This window comes from Aquiflexum sp. TKW24L, assembly GCF_023502205.1.
Classification (GTDB): Bacteria; Bacteroidota; Bacteroidia; order Cytophagales; family Cyclobacteriaceae; genus Cognataquiflexum.
Genome location: NZ_JAMFLG010000034.1, coordinates 12,785 through 28,450, shown reverse-complemented (window position 1 = coordinate 28,450; position 15,666 = coordinate 12,785). Strand labels below are relative to the sequence as shown.

Genomic DNA, 15,666 nt, shown 5'->3' with positions numbered 1-15,666 from the left:
GTTGGCTAACCGCCGATTTTGATCATGCTGCGGTTTTCGATTTTATCTGCTTCGGCTTTGAGGTAATCAGGTGAAAACTGCCCCCCGAGCATGGCATGTTTTCTATAAATAGACAAATGGATCAAGGGAAGGATGTCTTCTCCTTTGCGCAGCGTTCCGAGTAAGTCCATTTCCTCTTTGCCAAAAAGGCAATTTTTCATCTTGCCGTCTGCCGTGATCCGCATCCTGTTGCAATCGCCACAGAAGTGCTCGCTCATCGTGGTGATGAAGGCGAAAGTACCTTCATTGCCGACCACTTTATATTTCTTGGCGGTATCATGAACCTGATCCTGAAGTTTGACTACATCCATTTCAGCTTGGACGATACCGAGCATTTGCTTGGCCGTAATTACCTTTTCACTTTTCCAATGGTTGCCCGAAAAAGGCATAAACTCAATGAATCGGACGTGCAAGGGCAGTTTTTCGGTGATTCTGACAAAGTCCAACAATTCTTCTTCAATGATACCATTTAGTGCCACCGCATTGATCTTGACCCGGAATCCATGGTCAAGGAGCAGCAGAATATTGTCCCAAACTTGTTGGAATTGGTTTCTTTTGGTGAGTTTGAAAAATGTCTCTGGATTTAAGGTGTCGAGACTGACATTGAGGGAGCGGATGCCGGCCTCTTTTAAGAGTTGGAGATGCTTGTGTACCAAGACACCGTTGGTGGTCAAGGTAAGTTCGACAGGCAACTTTGACAGTCGCTGCACAATATCTGGAAACTCCTTTCTGACCAAAGGTTCGCCTCCGGTCAACCGGATTTTTTTCACTCCGAGATCCACAAAGGTTTTTGCAATTTGCTCAATCTCTGAAGTGGACATGAGTTTGGAATTGGGCAGGCACTCGATTTCCTCATTGGGCATGCAGTAGGCACAACGGAAGTTGCAGCTATCTGTCAGCGATATCCTGAGGTAATTGTGGATCCTTTGGTGTTGGTCAACGAGCATTCGCGGCGGGTAAATTTCCCAAATGTATTAAGATCAAATTTGCCAAGATAAATTAAGAATTAAAAGGGGAATTTTGTAAAGGGTAGGATGTCAGATGTCCGATGACGGATGTAAAGACACGAGAGCTGAGAAGCAAGAGCCGAGAAGCAAGACAAGTATGCAGTAACAATAAACAGTGATCAGTCTCAGTAGGCAGTTGAAGAAAACGAGGAAACCAAAGAGCAGTGATCAGTCTCAGTCGCATTCGGAATGTTTGTTTGGTTTTAACCAAGCAAAGTTAAATGTCACTCACAACTTTGAAATTGGAAAAAACTTATCCTTGTCACCTCGACGTTGGAGAGGTCTATTTATTCAATTAAATAAAAGATTTCTCTCTACGTTCGAAATGACAAGGGGAGGTTCATTCCGATCTTGACGAACGATGGAAGCTAACCCTTTCATTTTTTTCATGGAAAGTCGAAAGTCACTCATAACTTTGAAATTGGAAAAAACTTATCCTTGTCACCTCGACATAGGAGAGGTCTTTGAAAATTCTACTGATAGATTTCTCTCTGCGTTCGAAATGACAAAGGGAAGTTCATTTCGATCTTGACGGACGATGGAAGGTAATCCATTCATTTTTTCCATTGAAAGCCGAAAGTCACTCACAATGTTTAAAATGTAAAAGACCTCACCTTGTCACCTCGACGTAGGAGAGGTCTTTTTCTAGATATTTTTAGATTTCTCTCTGCATTCGAAATGACAAAGGGGAAGTTGATTTCGATCTTGACGAACGATGGAAGCTAACCCTTTCATTTTTTTCATGGAAAGTCGAAAGTCACTCGCAATGTTTGAAGTGTAAAAGACTTCACTTTGTCACCTCGACGTAGGAGAGGTCTTTTTCTAGATATTTTTAGATTTCTCTCTGCGTTCGAAATGACAAAGGGGAAGTTGATTTCATTTTCGACTTTCTTTTCCCACCCGATCAAGTTTCTAGAAACAAAAACCCCAAACAAATCCGAAGCACGATTCTGTTTGGGGTTTTGTAAATGACATGATCAAATTGAGGAATGTCCCTGAGCCAATATCAATCAATATCCAATATCAATCAATATCTATTTGTACGTAATTCAACCTAACCAGAAGATTTACTTTGCCAATGAATTAATCCAAGCAGAAATCTTCAAAGCTTCATCTCTTGGAACCTGTGGCATTGCGGCCATTGGCGTGGCATAATCCGGCCAATTTTCAGGCTTCGGGTTATAGATCAAATCCACAATTTTTTCATTGGAATATTTCCTTTTGGCGATTTCTGCATAGGCAGGACCGACTTGTCGTTTGGTGGCATTGTGACAAGCAGTACAGGTGTTCTTGGCGAGCAGTGCATTGATAACTTCGAGTGAAGGGACTTCATTGGCGGCAGCTACGGATTGCACAGCAACTGCAACTGGGGCTTTCTTGGGAGAAGCAGCGGCTTTCTTCGCGGCTTCTGCTTCCAATTTGGCTTTCTCTTTCACCGAATTATACTGAATGAGTTCGTCTTCGGCTAATTTAGCTCCCTCGGGAATATTGTTCAGTGTATAGTATGCCGTGCCATGTACCAAAGAATGGGATTCGAAACTGTCCCTGATGCCATCCAAGGATATTTTGTGGATGTGGTATCTTCTCAAGCCATCGACTACAATCCTTACTTTCATGCGATCAGGAGAAACTTTCACCCCGGAAATGACATTGTCTTGAGTATTGACTGGAGGACTTCCATATACTGGATGGTACTTGTAAATAAAGCTCTGAACGGAATAGGAAGCCAAGTCTTCTGCGGAATTGATATTGACCGGCTTGGTAAATTCTATCTCAAAACCATCCGGCATGGCTTTGATGGTTCTCATTTCGAAAGGAACTTCATTGTTCCAGACCATGCGCTGCAGGCCTTCATTGGCTTCGCCTGCCGAACCCCAACCTCTGTTGGTCTCGCCCACAAAAAGCGACTTATCAGCACCAAATGCAATCCGCATCACGCCAGATTGGAATCCTCCTCTAAAGTCAATGGATGCGCCCTGGTACTGTCCGTTGACTTTCTCCAACATGATCCGCATGATCTTGCTCTGACCCTGATCGCCGACGAGGACTTGGCCTTCGAAAGGTCCAAGATGCCCTTTCGGAATCTGTAAAGGCTCAGAGTTAGAGATGCCATGGATACCATGAGGCAACCAAACTGCAGGAAGCTTGATGGAGGGGATTTTTTCTTTGGCCTCATACAAGGTGATGAATTCCTCATCTACCACATTCTCAGGCTTGATATAGCGACCGTAAGTATTTTTAAGTTTCCTTGGATCGACGACTGCGTCAAATTGCTCCGAGGTCAGCTTGAAGGGAGGTCCCGCCAATCCGGTCCAAGCTAAGCCTGCCGGATGTCCCGTGAAATCTCCTTTTTCCAAATGCCACAATCCACCCGAACCCATATAATCTCCCTGATTGTCGGTGTAAAACAATTCCCCATCAATGATGCCGAGTCCGGCAGGCGAGCGCATACCTGTGGCCCAAGGTTCCATCTTTCCATCAGGGGAGATTTTCATCACCCAACCTCTGTACGGCACACGGCTTTCGCCTCTCCACCATTCTTCATTGCCAAAGGCCACATTGCCTGACACAAAATAGTTTCCATCTGTGCTGACTTTGGGTCCAAAACTATATTCGTGGTAATGCCCGGAGATGTCCCAAGCATAGATTGTCTCGTATTTGTCTGCGTAACCGTCCTTGTCCGTGTCAGTGACTTTGGTGAGTTCACCCCTTTGGGCACAGATCCATGAACCGTCCTGATAAGTTAGTCCGAGGATTTCGTGGAGTCCTGAGGCAAACTTCCTGAAGTAAGGCCTTGGGCTTGTGGGATTTTCTACAATGAAAATATCCCCACGCCTGGTCGCCACCCCAAGATTGCCATTTGGCATCAAAGCCAAACCGCCTACCTCTAGGAGCGTTCCTTCGGGACTGCTCACCTTCATAATTTTGTAATAATCCTCCTCTAATGGAGACTCTTGTGCCATGGCCGGACGGGAAAACATTCCCAAAAGTCCAAGTGCAAAGACGGTTATATATATTGAGTGAAAGGTCTTCATATTGTAATTGTCAATAAGTTAAAACAAGATGGCATATTGGATTTGGGAATTGATGGATACTAAGAGCTGCTGCTTGCCGCCGCTGCTTTGGACCACAGGCTTGTTGGCTGACTTGGGGTCAACCTGAATGTAAAATCCCTTGTCTGCCACCCAATACAATCCGTCTTTGATCAGCTTGATTTCTGCACCCTCGGCTATGGCATACTGCTTGTTAGCAGTGCCGCCGGTGGGGGAAAGTGTTCTGTCTAAGCCTTTGCCATCAGCCCTGCTGATAATAAAATCCTTAAAACTGATTCCCTGCAAATCATAGCTGAATTCTACGCCTCCATTTTTGGTCTGATATCCTTGGGAATCAAAATTCTGGTTATTGGACTGGAATTCTATTCCTTGAATGTTCTTGTCAGGATTTCCGATGAAAACCACGGCACCGAGAGGCACAGAAGCGCCATTGCCACGGTCATTCCACATCGGCGTGGCATCGAGGAAGCTGCCCCTCCAAACCTGCATCAGGTTTCCCTTACTCAGGTCATAAGAATAATGCACCTGCTGTGTACTGGATACCGACAGCGCATGTGTTATTCTTTTGCCGTCAGGCAAGTCCATAAAGCTTCTCAACATCGGAACATCCTGTTGGTCAACGAGAATCGGATCCGTCGACCACATTTGTCTAGTGACACTCTTAGATAATGCGATCTCACGTAATCCAGGTCCGGAGACATACAATTCAAGTCCTGTATCTGACCAGTCTTTGGTTTTGGAAACAAGGATTTCCACAGGAACAGTCCCTTTTGGCAGGGTGACATTTGCCCTTTGGAACTCTTCTTTCATCTCAATGACTTTCTTTCCATCGATCTTTAGCTGACCCATTCCGGAAGAAACAAGCATTTGGATGACATACTCACCGTTTTCGGGGATATTTAAATTTCCCATATAACGGGTCAGGTTTTGTCCGGTTGGTGTTGGGATCGGGTCTTGAATGTTGGTAATAATACCCACGGTGGCCACTTCTAATTTGGAAAAATCAGGCTCTTGGTTGAAGAATCCTTTGTAAGTCATGTACTTCAGGTCCGTAAGTGTGGGTGCCTGGGTATCAAATCTTGTGATCTTGATATTTCGGAAAGCTACCGCACCATGATCTCCTTGGATCCGGAGCGGGCCTTTGGCGATGTCATTTGGCATTAGTGAACCTCTCGTCGGGCCGTTCATTTCAAGATTTTCATGGATCAAGACACCGTTTAGCCGGATGGATAGAAACTTGGCATTTTCGATTTTTTCTCCCTGAGCATTGAACCTTGGGGCCTGAAAAGACACACGAAGTTGCTGCCAAATTCCCGGTGCACGGGCGACATTTTGCCTTGGGGCATAGCCCTCATAGCCTTTTTGACCATCAGGTTTGCTTTCATCCCATCGCTCATAGACGCCGCCCATGTCTCCGGGCTTGGGAGTCTTCTTGGTCCAACTGTCAAGAATCTGGATTTCGTATTGTCCCATGAGGTAGACACCCGAGTTGGATTGGGAAGCCACCATGACTTCAAGCTCGAGGTCGATGTCGCCAAACTCCTCGATTGAGACGAGGTCTTGTCCAGTGTTCTTTTTGGTGGGGAGGTTAACGAGGATGGCCTCGCCTTGGGTGGCCTTGAGGAAGTTAGCCTGGTCAGGATCTCCTGAGACTTCGCTGGCCATTTGCCAGGTGCCTTTGTTGGGTTTGAAAGCCGAGAGGTCTTTCAACATGACGGTCTGCTGGGCTAAAAGGGCAAAATTGCCAAAAAATCCAGTCAGGAATACACAGCCTAGGAGGACCGTATATTTTTTGAAATCAGTATTGGTCATTTTTTCAAAGTAATGGTTTGAAATGGAAGTAGTATCAAAGGGTAAATATGTCCCAAAGGAGGTGTTTTTCCAAATGAATGTTTAATTACCGCAATGGACGCGGAGGTTTCGCAAAGGGTCGCAAAGGTTCTAGAACTTTACTACAGAGCTCTCGGAAAGCACGGAGAAAAAAGGTTGAATTTTCTCCCGCAGATTTCGCAGATTTACGCAGACGACATCTATGCCGATTTTTATGTTTCCGCTATCCTGCTTCTGCAGAAGCTGGATTTGATTTCACTTTTACCGTAATGAATGCCAAGGTTTCGCAATGGTCGCAAAGGGTCCTCGGCTTATAGCCACATCGTGGCGAAATATTGGTAGCCTGGGTAAGGTGCTAAACTAATTCTCATAATTTCTTGAATTCTCATGCGCCGCAGCCCATAGTGAATATGAATGCCGTTGGTTTTATTTCGGTCACGGATTTTGTAAAAAAGAAGAATCTCCTATACCGAAATTGTTGGAGAATTCTATCAAATTCAATTGATTGATCATAACCGCAATGGACACGAAGGCCTGAAATGGGATATTAATTATCCCGCTGATTGAGCAGAAAATGCAGATTGCATTCACCCTTATCAATTCTTAATTTCTTTTTCTCTGCGGCTCTGCGTGAGATAAATTTTCTTCTGAGCAAGTGGCAACCTATTTTGAAGGAATAAAAAATCAATAGAATTTCAGGTAATCGATCCACAAGTTGAAAGCTCCTTCCTGCTTGTCTGCCAAAATAAACCCAATCCGCTGAATTTCTTTTAAGGCCACAGGGTCAATTCCCTTTTGGATGGTGGAGCCCATTCTGCTGATTTCAAAATCCCGAAGTGGAATGGTGACTGTTTGCCAATCTTTGCTGTCAGCAGCAAACTTTACCCGGAATTTGGGAAGGTAAAATTGAGTGTCTTTTTCAATCAAAACCTCAAACTTCCTTTCTGTATCTGATTTGAAACGGATTTCACAATAACTGTAAGCCGAAAGGTCGTACTTGCCCATGGCACTGCGAAGGGAAACAAATCCCCCATTGTTTTTTAGGGAAACATTTCCTGTAAAAAGTAGGGCATCCGCATCGAGGCTCGCTTTAGATTGGGAAAGCCCACCCATAACACCGTCATTGACTATGGTCCAACTCTCAAAATTCTTACCAATTCCAAAATCAAATAACAATGGGTCTTTCATCATAAGGGGATTTGCGTAAAAACAAAGGATCAGCAATAATAGAGGCTTCCACATACCATTAAAAGAGTATTGAGTGGGTTAATGTTTGAAATTTGGCGGGAATTTTTAAGGTATGAGCGTGGTAATGTATTTCACCACGGAGCTCACTGAGGGTGCAGAGAAAAAAAATCCCGAATGTGTCTTACCTTCCACCTTTCACCTCTTACCTCCTTTTATAAAACTTTTCCAAACGCTTTCGGTGCTTCCTAAATCCATAATTTCCTTGGTAGACTGCGATTTATTGCAAAATTTCTCAAAAAGGTATAAGGATTTGAAATGTGCAAAGGCTTACATTTTGCCCTGCAAAAAGAACATGGAAAAAAGCTCTAAATCGGTCAAAAACGATAAAATTTCGCGGGTACTTGTGATCGGTACCTCTGCTGGAGGCCTGCATGCATTGAAGAAATTGGTCAGCCAACTCCCGATAGATTTTCCTTTGCCGGTATTGGTGGTTCGGCATATTTCTCCGGATGCTACGGGGAATGTACTTATCGAGGAGCTCAACAAACTCAATACCCTCTCATGTCAGCATGCCGAAAGCGGCAAAAAACTAAAACCCGGTCATCTTTACCTTGCGCCCTCAGACCATCACCTCTTGGTGGGCGAAAACCTCAAAATGCTGGTTACCAAAGGAGCGCATGAAAACCGTTCCCGTCCGGCTATTGACCCTTTGTTTCGGTCAGCGGCAGTGGCTTTTGGGAATGGTGTGATCGGTATCCTGCTGACGGGATATCTTGATGATGGGACCTCCGGAATGAAGGCAATCAAAAAATGTGGAGGTATCTGTATTGTACAGGATCCTGAGGATGCGGAGTATCCGGATATGCCAAGAAATGCGCTGAACAATGTGGAGGTAGACCATTGCTTACCGATAGCTGACATGGGGGCATTGCTTCAGGGAATTATTTCTGAGAAATTACCCAAGCGCCTGCCTGTTCCTGGGGATGTTCTGATAGAAGCAAAAATAGCCGAACGCATATTTAGCAACGTGCCTGCTGTCAACGAATTGGGAGAGCAGGTTCCTTTTAATTGTCCCGGTTGCGGCGGAGTCTTATGGCAAATAGGGAAAGACAAGGACTTAAGGTTTCGATGCCATACAGGACACGCTTATACGGCGGCGTACCTTTTGGCCGAACAGACAAGCAAGATTGAAGAAACGATGTGGACAGCACTCCGGATGTTTGAAGAGCGACAAAACCTACTGTTCCAAATGGCTAAAGGAAAAAAAGGTGTTGGGCCTCAATCAGCCCTTGAGCGTGCAAATATGTCCCAAGTCCACATTGACAGGATCAGGGCTATTTTGAAAAGTGCTGAAATTGAAGATAGGGAGGATATTCCTACGTGACGGAATCCAGCGAGAGGTTCTAACAAAAATTTGTCAGTTGATTTTTTGGGATTTTTGAGAAGTGTGAATTGATAAGACTTTTTTCAAAAATGTGTAACACATTCTTTTTCAGATGATCTGAACTTTAACCTATCAAAAAATTTATAAAACACATTTGATCGGAGGCTCTAATAGCACTACTGACAAATTAATTCTAAACCAAAAATCACAAACTATGAAAGCAGCAGTTGTGCACCCTGGCGGTAGCATTAAATACGAAACAGTAGCAGACCCCACTATTCAAGATAGCACTGATGCTATCATCAAAGTAACATCGACTGCTATTTGCGGTAGCGATTTACACGTTTATAATGGAAGTATTCCACAGCTACGTCCAATGGTCATGGGCCATGAATTTATGGGTATTGTGGAAGAAGTAGGTCACAGTGTCAAAAATTTGAAAGTCGGCGATCGTGTTATCGTGCCATTTCCTTTGGCATGTGGACATTGCTTTTTCTGCGATCATCAAGCTCCGGGGCATTGCGAAAACAGCAATCCTGAACATTATGGGCCTGAGGGAGCACTGCTCACAGAAAAAGGAGGAGCCATGTTTGGTTATACAGATTTATACGGTGGTTATGATGGCGGTCAAGCGGAATATGCGAGAGTTCCCTTTGCGGATTTTGGTCCACGTGTGGTGCCTGAAAATTTGACAGATGATCAGGCCTTGTTTCTGACTGATATTTTTCCGACAGGCTATACAGGGATTGATTGGGCAGAGGTAAGTGGCGGCGAAACTGTCCTGATCTTCGGAGCAGGTCCGGTAGGTATCATGGCTGCCAAAAGTGCTTGGTTACGTGGAGCAGGTCGGGTTATCATAGTGGACACTGTTCAATACCGCTTGGACAAAGCCATCAAAACGGCCAATGCTGAAGGGATCTTGTGGGAAGAGGGAGACGGAAAAAATGTAATAGATTATATTCGTTCTATTACCAATAACCGGGGAGCAGATGTCTGTATTGAAGCTGTAGGTTTTGAGCCCGATAGGGGTCTGATTGACCGTGCCAAAGCGGTAATCAATTTTGAAAAAGGTTCCTCAAAAGTATTGGAGGCATGTATGAGTGCTGTGAGGAGAAATGGGAAGATCTCTGTCATGGGAGTGTACATTGGGACCTATGACAATTTTCCTGTAGGACAATTTTTCGATAAGGGACTTACCATAAGAGGAGGTCAGGCCCCTGTGCATAAGCATATCGATACTTTGTTGAACTACGTCGTAGAAGGAAAGGTGGTATTGGATGACATCATTACCCACCGTTTACCTCTTTCTGATGTGGAGCATGCTTATCACATCTTTAGACAAAAAGAAGAGGATTGTGTGAAGGTTGTTTTGAAACCTTAATTGCACCCCATTCACCAACAAGAGAAAAAGCTGACTTCCTTGTACTGAGAGCTTTTTAAAACCTCAAAATAGGAAGAGTATAGTTATTAAGGTGTAGTTGGCTTACCCGTTAGCGGGATTTAAGCGACTACACTTTTTTTTATCTTCAATTTTTGTAGCACCGGATTGAAGAGAAGAATGGTGAGGAGGCAAACAAGAGGATAGCAATTTCATCAATCTGTTATCAGAATAGAAAAGGGAAAAAAATGGAAAATATTTGGTTTGACAGTTGGGGAAGTATTTTGAAGATAATCTTTATGACGCCATTGGCTTATATAACGATGGTAGTGCTTTTGAGGATCTCCGGTAAAAGGACCTTGTCTAAAATGAATGCTTTTGATTTTATTGTTACGATCGCATTAGGTTCCACTCTTTCGAGCGTAGCACTCAACGAAAGCATCCCTCTTGTCAATGGTATAACAGCCATTCTGTTGTTTATTGGACTTCAGTTTTTATTGACATGGTTGTCTGTTAGGGTGAAGGTAATCAAAACCATCATCACGGCTAAACCTACATTGATCTTCTACAAAGGCAACTTTCTGCAAGAGGCGATGCAACATGAAAGAATAACTGTTGAAGAAATTTATAGCGCTGCCCGGCAAAAAGGGTTTTCCACTTTAGATAATATTGATTTGATAGTTTTTGAAACAACAGGTGATTTCGCTATTGTCGAAAAGTTAATAGAGGGTAAGAAAAGTAGTTTTGAGGATGTTAATGTAGATCCATAAAAATCCACGTTAAGGATTGGATCATTAGGAGAAACAAAAATTTTTAAAGACAGTGTTTGAGTTAAACAAAGAAAAAAGGCACAGTTTTCCTACTGCGCCTTTTTCTCTGTATTAGTATTGATTATTCTCCAAAAGGCTTAAAATTCCAATCATTGAAGATTGCAATTACTTTGGCTTGAAGATCTGAAATCTCCTTGATACCGGATTTTTCAAATGCGCCTGAGGCAAATCCTTGCCATAATTGACTTCCTGTATTGGCATCAATAAAATTAACGATTATTGTTCCCTCCTCGACAGGCACCATTTTCGCATCCATAGATTTTGGTCCGAAGCCCAAAAATGTTTGGCCGGTAGTCATGGTGAAGGTCCTTAATTCTGTTGGTTCCTCCAAAATCTGAAAGGTGACCAACATGTCCGGATTGGCTGTATCGTGGGTAAATCCATTGGCCTTCATCTGTGCGTCGATAGCATCTTTTACAAGTTTTTTTGTACTCGTGTTTTTAGATATCAGCATCTCGCTTCCATCGAATACCAACTGGTCTTCAGGAATGTTTTCTTTGATCAATACCCATTCATACTTTTGGTATTCTTTCATATCTACCTTGTCGTGTTTGGCTGTATGGATTTCTTGGCCTATCACCAATGTAGCTGTGAATGCAGTCAAAATAACTGTGCCTATAATATGCTTTAAGTTTAAATTTTTCATGATTAAAAATTGTTTTATTCCATTAAACATTATACTATTTATAACGAAAGAAATAAAATAATGTTATTAACCTATAAAAATCTAATAAAATATAATATTATGAATTAGTTTATTAGTGATATTTTATAGTATACAGAAATTTTATTTCAATATATAATTTTATGAAATTCAGATTAACGCTATAATATTTTTCATAAATTTTTTGATGATCCGCTCAAAAAGCGCATCTTTTTATTCAAAAGGGTGTCAAGTAAACTTATAATCAATTTTCTAGTGATAGGTGTGTAAATAAAATATTTTCTATTATCATGATATTTTTATTGTTTAACAATAAAAAATTACTGATAATTGTGTCATTATTTTTAAACAGGTGTTCATTATGGAAATTAAAATCTCAACCCAGCTGATTCTGAAAATATTGCAAATACTTTCATGGGTCATACTTATTGGCTTATGTGTCGAAGTAGGAGGGACGATTGTCAATACGGTCATCACGCTATTTATCAATCCGGAATGGGTGAAGAATTATTGGGAAGGGGCAGATTATTTGTCAAGACTCTATGAGTTTGACCGCGGATATTTTGCTGTCATTACCTTAATTATGGTCATCGTGGGAGTTTTGAAAGCCATTATGTTTTACCTTATTGTCAAACTATTTGTCGAAAAAGATTTGAATATGACCCAACCATTCAATATAAAATTGCAAAGTTTCATTTTAAATCTTTCTTACCTAGCCCTAGGCATCGGACTATTTTCTCACGCTGCGTTTAATTTTGCAGCCTGGCTTTCAGAGCAGGGACTCCAAAGCCTGAATCTTCAAACTTTGCATCTTGCCGGAGCTGATGTTTGGATATTCATGGCTGTGATCCTGTTTGTCATTGTTCAGATAGTAAAAAGAGGCATTGAGATCCAACAAGAAAACGACCTAACGATATAAAATATGCCGATCATAGTTAACTTGGATGTAATGATGGCAAAGCGGAAGATGTCGCTCAATGAACTTTCTGAAAAAGTGGGTTTGACCCTGTCTAACCTTTCCATTCTCAAAACCGGAAAAGCAAAAGCCATCCGTTTTAGTACACTAGAGGCCATCTGTGAGGTGTTAAATTGCCAACCGGGCGATATTTTGGAATTCGTTGAGGAAGGTAAGTGAAACGCAATGAGAATTTTCCTATTCGGGATCCGATTTATAATGGCCAAAAAAATTATACACTATCAATTATTTTAATTTTAAAAGACAGCATGAAAACAACCCCTGAACATGATGAGCAAATGGCAAAGATGACTTTCTCATCCGTATATCCCCATTATGTCACCAAAGTGGAGGGAAAAGGTAGGACTAAGGAAGAATTGCATCAAGTCATTACGTGGCTTACCGGCTTTGATGACAAAGATTTAAATAAATTGATTGCCGAGAAAGCATCATTCGAAACCTTCTTTCAAAAAGCAACTCCAAATCCCAATGCTCCTTTGATTACCGGAGTAATCTGTGGTTATGGAATTGAAGAAATCGAGAATCTTTTAACCAGGCAAATAAGGTACCTTGATAAGTTGGTGGATGAATTGGCAAAAGGCAAAAAGATGGAGAAGATCCTAAGGGCTGGATAGCAAACGAATGATACTCAGGTAGGTGAATATGGATGGGAGGAAAATCCTTTCAGATTTTTTAAAATGGTAAAATTTAAGTTCAGTCTCTACAATTTTTTATCAGACTATACACAGTGGAGCTGCTTTGCTTTTTTTTTCTGAATCTAGGTTAGTTTAATCTCCACTACTTCTGAAAAAGAAAGTGGCTTTACTCAGTTCGGAACACATATTGTATTATATCCTCCAAGTTTTATTAAAATCAATGCGGATACTTACCCTATTATTATGTGTTTTAGTCCTTGTTGCTACAGGATTGCCTTTGATCAATTCAGCTGCGTGGTGGATTAGAATATTTGATTTTCCACGACTTCAGATTGCTGGATTGACCCTTTTGGCGATGGTCTTGGCATACTTTTTTTTAAAGTTCAAAAGGTCTTTCAAACTACCATTGATGCTGGTGTTGGCAGTTTCCCTTGTATATCAGATACAGTACGTGATGGTGTATACACCACTTTACCGAACACAGGCAAAGGACAGTGACAAAGAACGAACCAAGGATAGCTTTACACTGCTAGTGACCAATGTCCGGATGGAGAATGAGGATAAAGAGAGTTTCCATGCACTCGTCAAAAAGGTCAATCCCGATGTTCTTTTGATCAACGAACCCGATGAGGAATGGGCACAATCTATCAACAAACTTGATAGGGATTTCTCTTACTCGGTCAAATATCCCCTTGACAATACCTATGGCATGATTTTGCTTTCAAAGCTTCCATTGACTGAAAGTGCTGTGAATTTTTTGGTAAAGGATAGTATTCCTTCCATTTTCACAAAAATCACTTTACCATCTGGCAGTAAAATTGATTTCTATGGCGTGCACCCAGAGCCGCCAAAGCCAGGTACAGATACTTACGAAAGAGATACAGAATTGCTCCTTATTGGAAAGGAAATCAAAGAATCAAAGAACCCAACAGTAGTAGCCGGAGATCTGAATGATGTTGGTTGGTCAAGTACTTCCAAGCTTTTCAGAAAATACAGTGAATTGGTTGACCCTAGAGAAGGTCGGGGTTTATACAATACTTATAGCGTTTTTATACCTCTTTTCAGGTATCCTCTGGATCATATATTTTATTCTAAGGAGTTTGGGTTGTTAAATCTTGAGAAATTGGAAAGTATAGGATCGGACCATTTTCCTATTCTGATCGGGTTGAATTATGAACCCGACGAGGATAATACGGAAGGTTTGGAAATAGCAGATCCAAAAGAAGAAGCTGAAGCGGAGAAGAAGATTGAAGAGGGTAAAAAGGAAGGGGAGAAGAATTAATCGCCCCCGTCTTTTTGTTGACAATTTCAAAAATTTATGAAGTCAAAGTTCCGACTTCCTGCCAGTTTATAGAAGAATATAGGCGTGCAGGCAAAGAAGCGGATAACCAAATTATTTAAACCACCCTTTTACTTTTTCGACCCACTTTGAAGGTTTGTTCACTTTTTTCTCATCACCAGAGATATCGTCGCTGATCAGCATGGCTATAGGTCTTAGTTGGTCAAACTCCTCGCAGATAACTTTGAGAATGGCAGCAAAGGGCAGAAACAAAATCATACCTGCGACGCCCCACACTGCCGCACCAACCAACAAACTCAAGATGGCTACCAAGGCATTGACATTGAGGCTGCTTCCCACAATCTTTGGATTGAGAAAGTTGCTTTCAATCACCTGGATTGCCCAAAACCAAATGACCACCGCCACGGGAACCAATAGAGAATCCGAAGACATAAAAGCATAAAGTACCGGAATAACTGCACCAATGGTGGTGCCGACAAAAGGCACTATGGATAAAAAAGCAGCCAGAAACCCAAACAGAAAGGGGCTATCAATACCAATGAGTAACAATCCTATACTGTTGGCAAAACCTAATATTAAGATCAAAATAAACATACCGGAAAGGTATTGTTTTCCTACCCGCTGTATATTTTGGAGCATCTTGAAGATTCTACCTTTGTTTGCTTCATCCCCAAACGAGACAAATGCTTTGGTCAATCCATCTCTGTAAATCAGAATCAAAAAAGTAAAGATAATGGTGGTAAATACGCCGGTAAATAAAGTAGCCGTTGTGCTAAAAGTGCTTTGTAATAGTGTTCCGGAGGATTCTTGAAGCCATGTTTTTCCATCCTCAATCAATTCCTCCCTGTTAAGATCACCGATAAAATGGATATTACCATTTACATAGACAATCACATCGGTCAAAGTGTCCATGATTTTTATTGAGAAATCACTCAGTTGATCGGATAAATTCATGATCTGGGTGGAAAACAAGGTTAGAAAACCTCCCAGAATTAAAAACATCATTAACAAAGAAAGAAATGCAGCAAACAATCTGTTTATCCCCCAAGCTTCCAATTTTTGAACAACCGGAAATAGAATAAATGAAATTAACAATGCCATGCTTAGCGGTATCAGCACAGGCCTGGCAAGTACCATGACTGCAAATAGACCAAAAATGAAGGCCAATGTAAAGAATAGCTTAGGGAAGGATAGCGTCATAGATTTGTTAAAATTTGTTTTTAGTCAGAAAAAATCGAAGGTGTTTCATCAGTTACTTCTGAAAATGAAAGATGCGTACTTAATCGCATGCAAATATCGGGTACATTTAAAAGTAAGTGCAATACAAAACCAATTGGGAATTACATAATTCGCAGAATACGATATGCTTCATTAGATTTTTA

Annotated in this window: 13 protein-coding genes; 7 read left to right on the top strand and 6 right to left on the bottom strand. The window is 41.7% G+C overall.

What is annotated here, in order from left to right; genetic code table 11:
• Positions 1 to 5: 5 nt before the first annotated feature.
• The 4 genes from moaA to M3O96_RS17670 form a co-directional block, all read right to left on the bottom strand.
• Entirely contained in the window at positions 6 to 986 is a 981-nt protein-coding gene (moaA, locus tag M3O96_RS17685; protein WP_249722724.1) for a GTP 3',8-cyclase MoaA, read from the bottom strand.
• 1,127 nt (positions 987 to 2,113) lie between these two features.
• Positions 2,114 to 4,081, bottom strand: coding sequence for a c-type cytochrome (locus tag M3O96_RS17680; protein WP_502798920.1), 1,968 nt, complete (start codon positions 4,079 to 4,081; stop codon positions 2,114 to 2,116).
• Between the two features lie 18 nt (positions 4,082 to 4,099).
• Complete coding sequence (locus M3O96_RS17675; RefSeq protein ID WP_249722723.1) at positions 4,100 to 5,911, bottom strand: 3-keto-alpha-glucoside-1,2-lyase-like domain-containing protein; 1,812 nt, start codon at positions 5,909 to 5,911, stop codon at positions 4,100 to 4,102.
• Positions 5,912 to 6,613: 702 nt separating this feature from the next.
• The gene (locus tag M3O96_RS17670) at positions 6,614 to 7,120 is read right to left on the bottom strand and encodes a CIA30 family protein (protein ID WP_249722722.1); all 507 of its coding nucleotides are present in this window, start codon (positions 7,118 to 7,120) and stop codon (positions 6,614 to 6,616) included.
• Between the two features lie 349 nt (positions 7,121 to 7,469).
• Here M3O96_RS17670 and M3O96_RS17665 point away from each other — a divergent pair, with 349 nt between their 5' ends.
• The 3 genes from M3O96_RS17665 to M3O96_RS17655 all read left to right on the top strand — a co-directional run bounded on the left by M3O96_RS17665 (position 7,470) and on the right by M3O96_RS17655 (position 10,649).
• Positions 7,470 to 8,501 (top strand): chemotaxis protein CheB, encoded by a 1,032-nt coding sequence (locus M3O96_RS17665; RefSeq protein ID WP_249722721.1) that lies wholly within the window; start codon positions 7,470 to 7,472, stop codon positions 8,499 to 8,501.
• A 214-nt stretch (positions 8,502 to 8,715) separates the two neighbouring features.
• Positions 8,716 to 9,882 (top strand): zinc-dependent alcohol dehydrogenase, encoded by a 1,167-nt coding sequence (locus tag M3O96_RS17660; RefSeq protein ID WP_249722720.1) that lies wholly within the window; start codon positions 8,716 to 8,718, stop codon positions 9,880 to 9,882.
• A 245-nt stretch (positions 9,883 to 10,127) separates the two neighbouring features.
• Complete coding sequence (locus M3O96_RS17655) at positions 10,128 to 10,649, top strand: DUF421 domain-containing protein (protein WP_249722719.1); 522 nt, start codon at positions 10,128 to 10,130, stop codon at positions 10,647 to 10,649.
• 121 nt (positions 10,650 to 10,770) lie between these two features.
• Here the strand turns inward: M3O96_RS17655 and M3O96_RS17650 are convergent, their stop codons facing one another.
• Entirely contained in the window at positions 10,771 to 11,355 is a 585-nt protein-coding gene (locus M3O96_RS17650; protein ID WP_249722718.1) for a DUF4136 domain-containing protein, read from the bottom strand.
• Between the two features lie 379 nt (positions 11,356 to 11,734).
• On the opposite strand from M3O96_RS17650, the gene M3O96_RS17645 reads away from it, so the two are divergent.
• From M3O96_RS17645 to M3O96_RS17630, 4 genes are all read left to right on the top strand, one after another.
• A complete protein-coding gene (locus M3O96_RS17645) occupies positions 11,735 to 12,292 on the top strand; it encodes a DUF2975 domain-containing protein (RefSeq protein ID WP_249722717.1) in 558 nt (185 codons plus the stop codon).
• Between the two features lie 3 nt (positions 12,293 to 12,295).
• Entirely contained in the window at positions 12,296 to 12,508 is a 213-nt protein-coding gene (locus M3O96_RS17640; RefSeq protein WP_249722716.1) for a helix-turn-helix domain-containing protein, read from the top strand.
• A gap of 89 nt (positions 12,509 to 12,597) precedes the next feature.
• Complete coding sequence (locus M3O96_RS17635) at positions 12,598 to 12,963, top strand: DUF2200 domain-containing protein (RefSeq protein ID WP_249722714.1); 366 nt, start codon at positions 12,598 to 12,600, stop codon at positions 12,961 to 12,963.
• A gap of 241 nt (positions 12,964 to 13,204) precedes the next feature.
• Entirely contained in the window at positions 13,205 to 14,266 is a 1,062-nt protein-coding gene (locus tag M3O96_RS17630; protein WP_249722712.1) for an endonuclease/exonuclease/phosphatase family protein, read from the top strand.
• Between the two features lie 111 nt (positions 14,267 to 14,377).
• On the opposite strand, the gene M3O96_RS17625 is transcribed toward M3O96_RS17630, so the two are convergent.
• The gene (locus M3O96_RS17625; protein WP_249722710.1) at positions 14,378 to 15,484 is read right to left on the bottom strand and encodes an AI-2E family transporter; all 1,107 of its coding nucleotides are present in this window, start codon (positions 15,482 to 15,484) and stop codon (positions 14,378 to 14,380) included.
• Between the last annotated feature and the right edge of the window lie 182 nt (positions 15,485 to 15,666).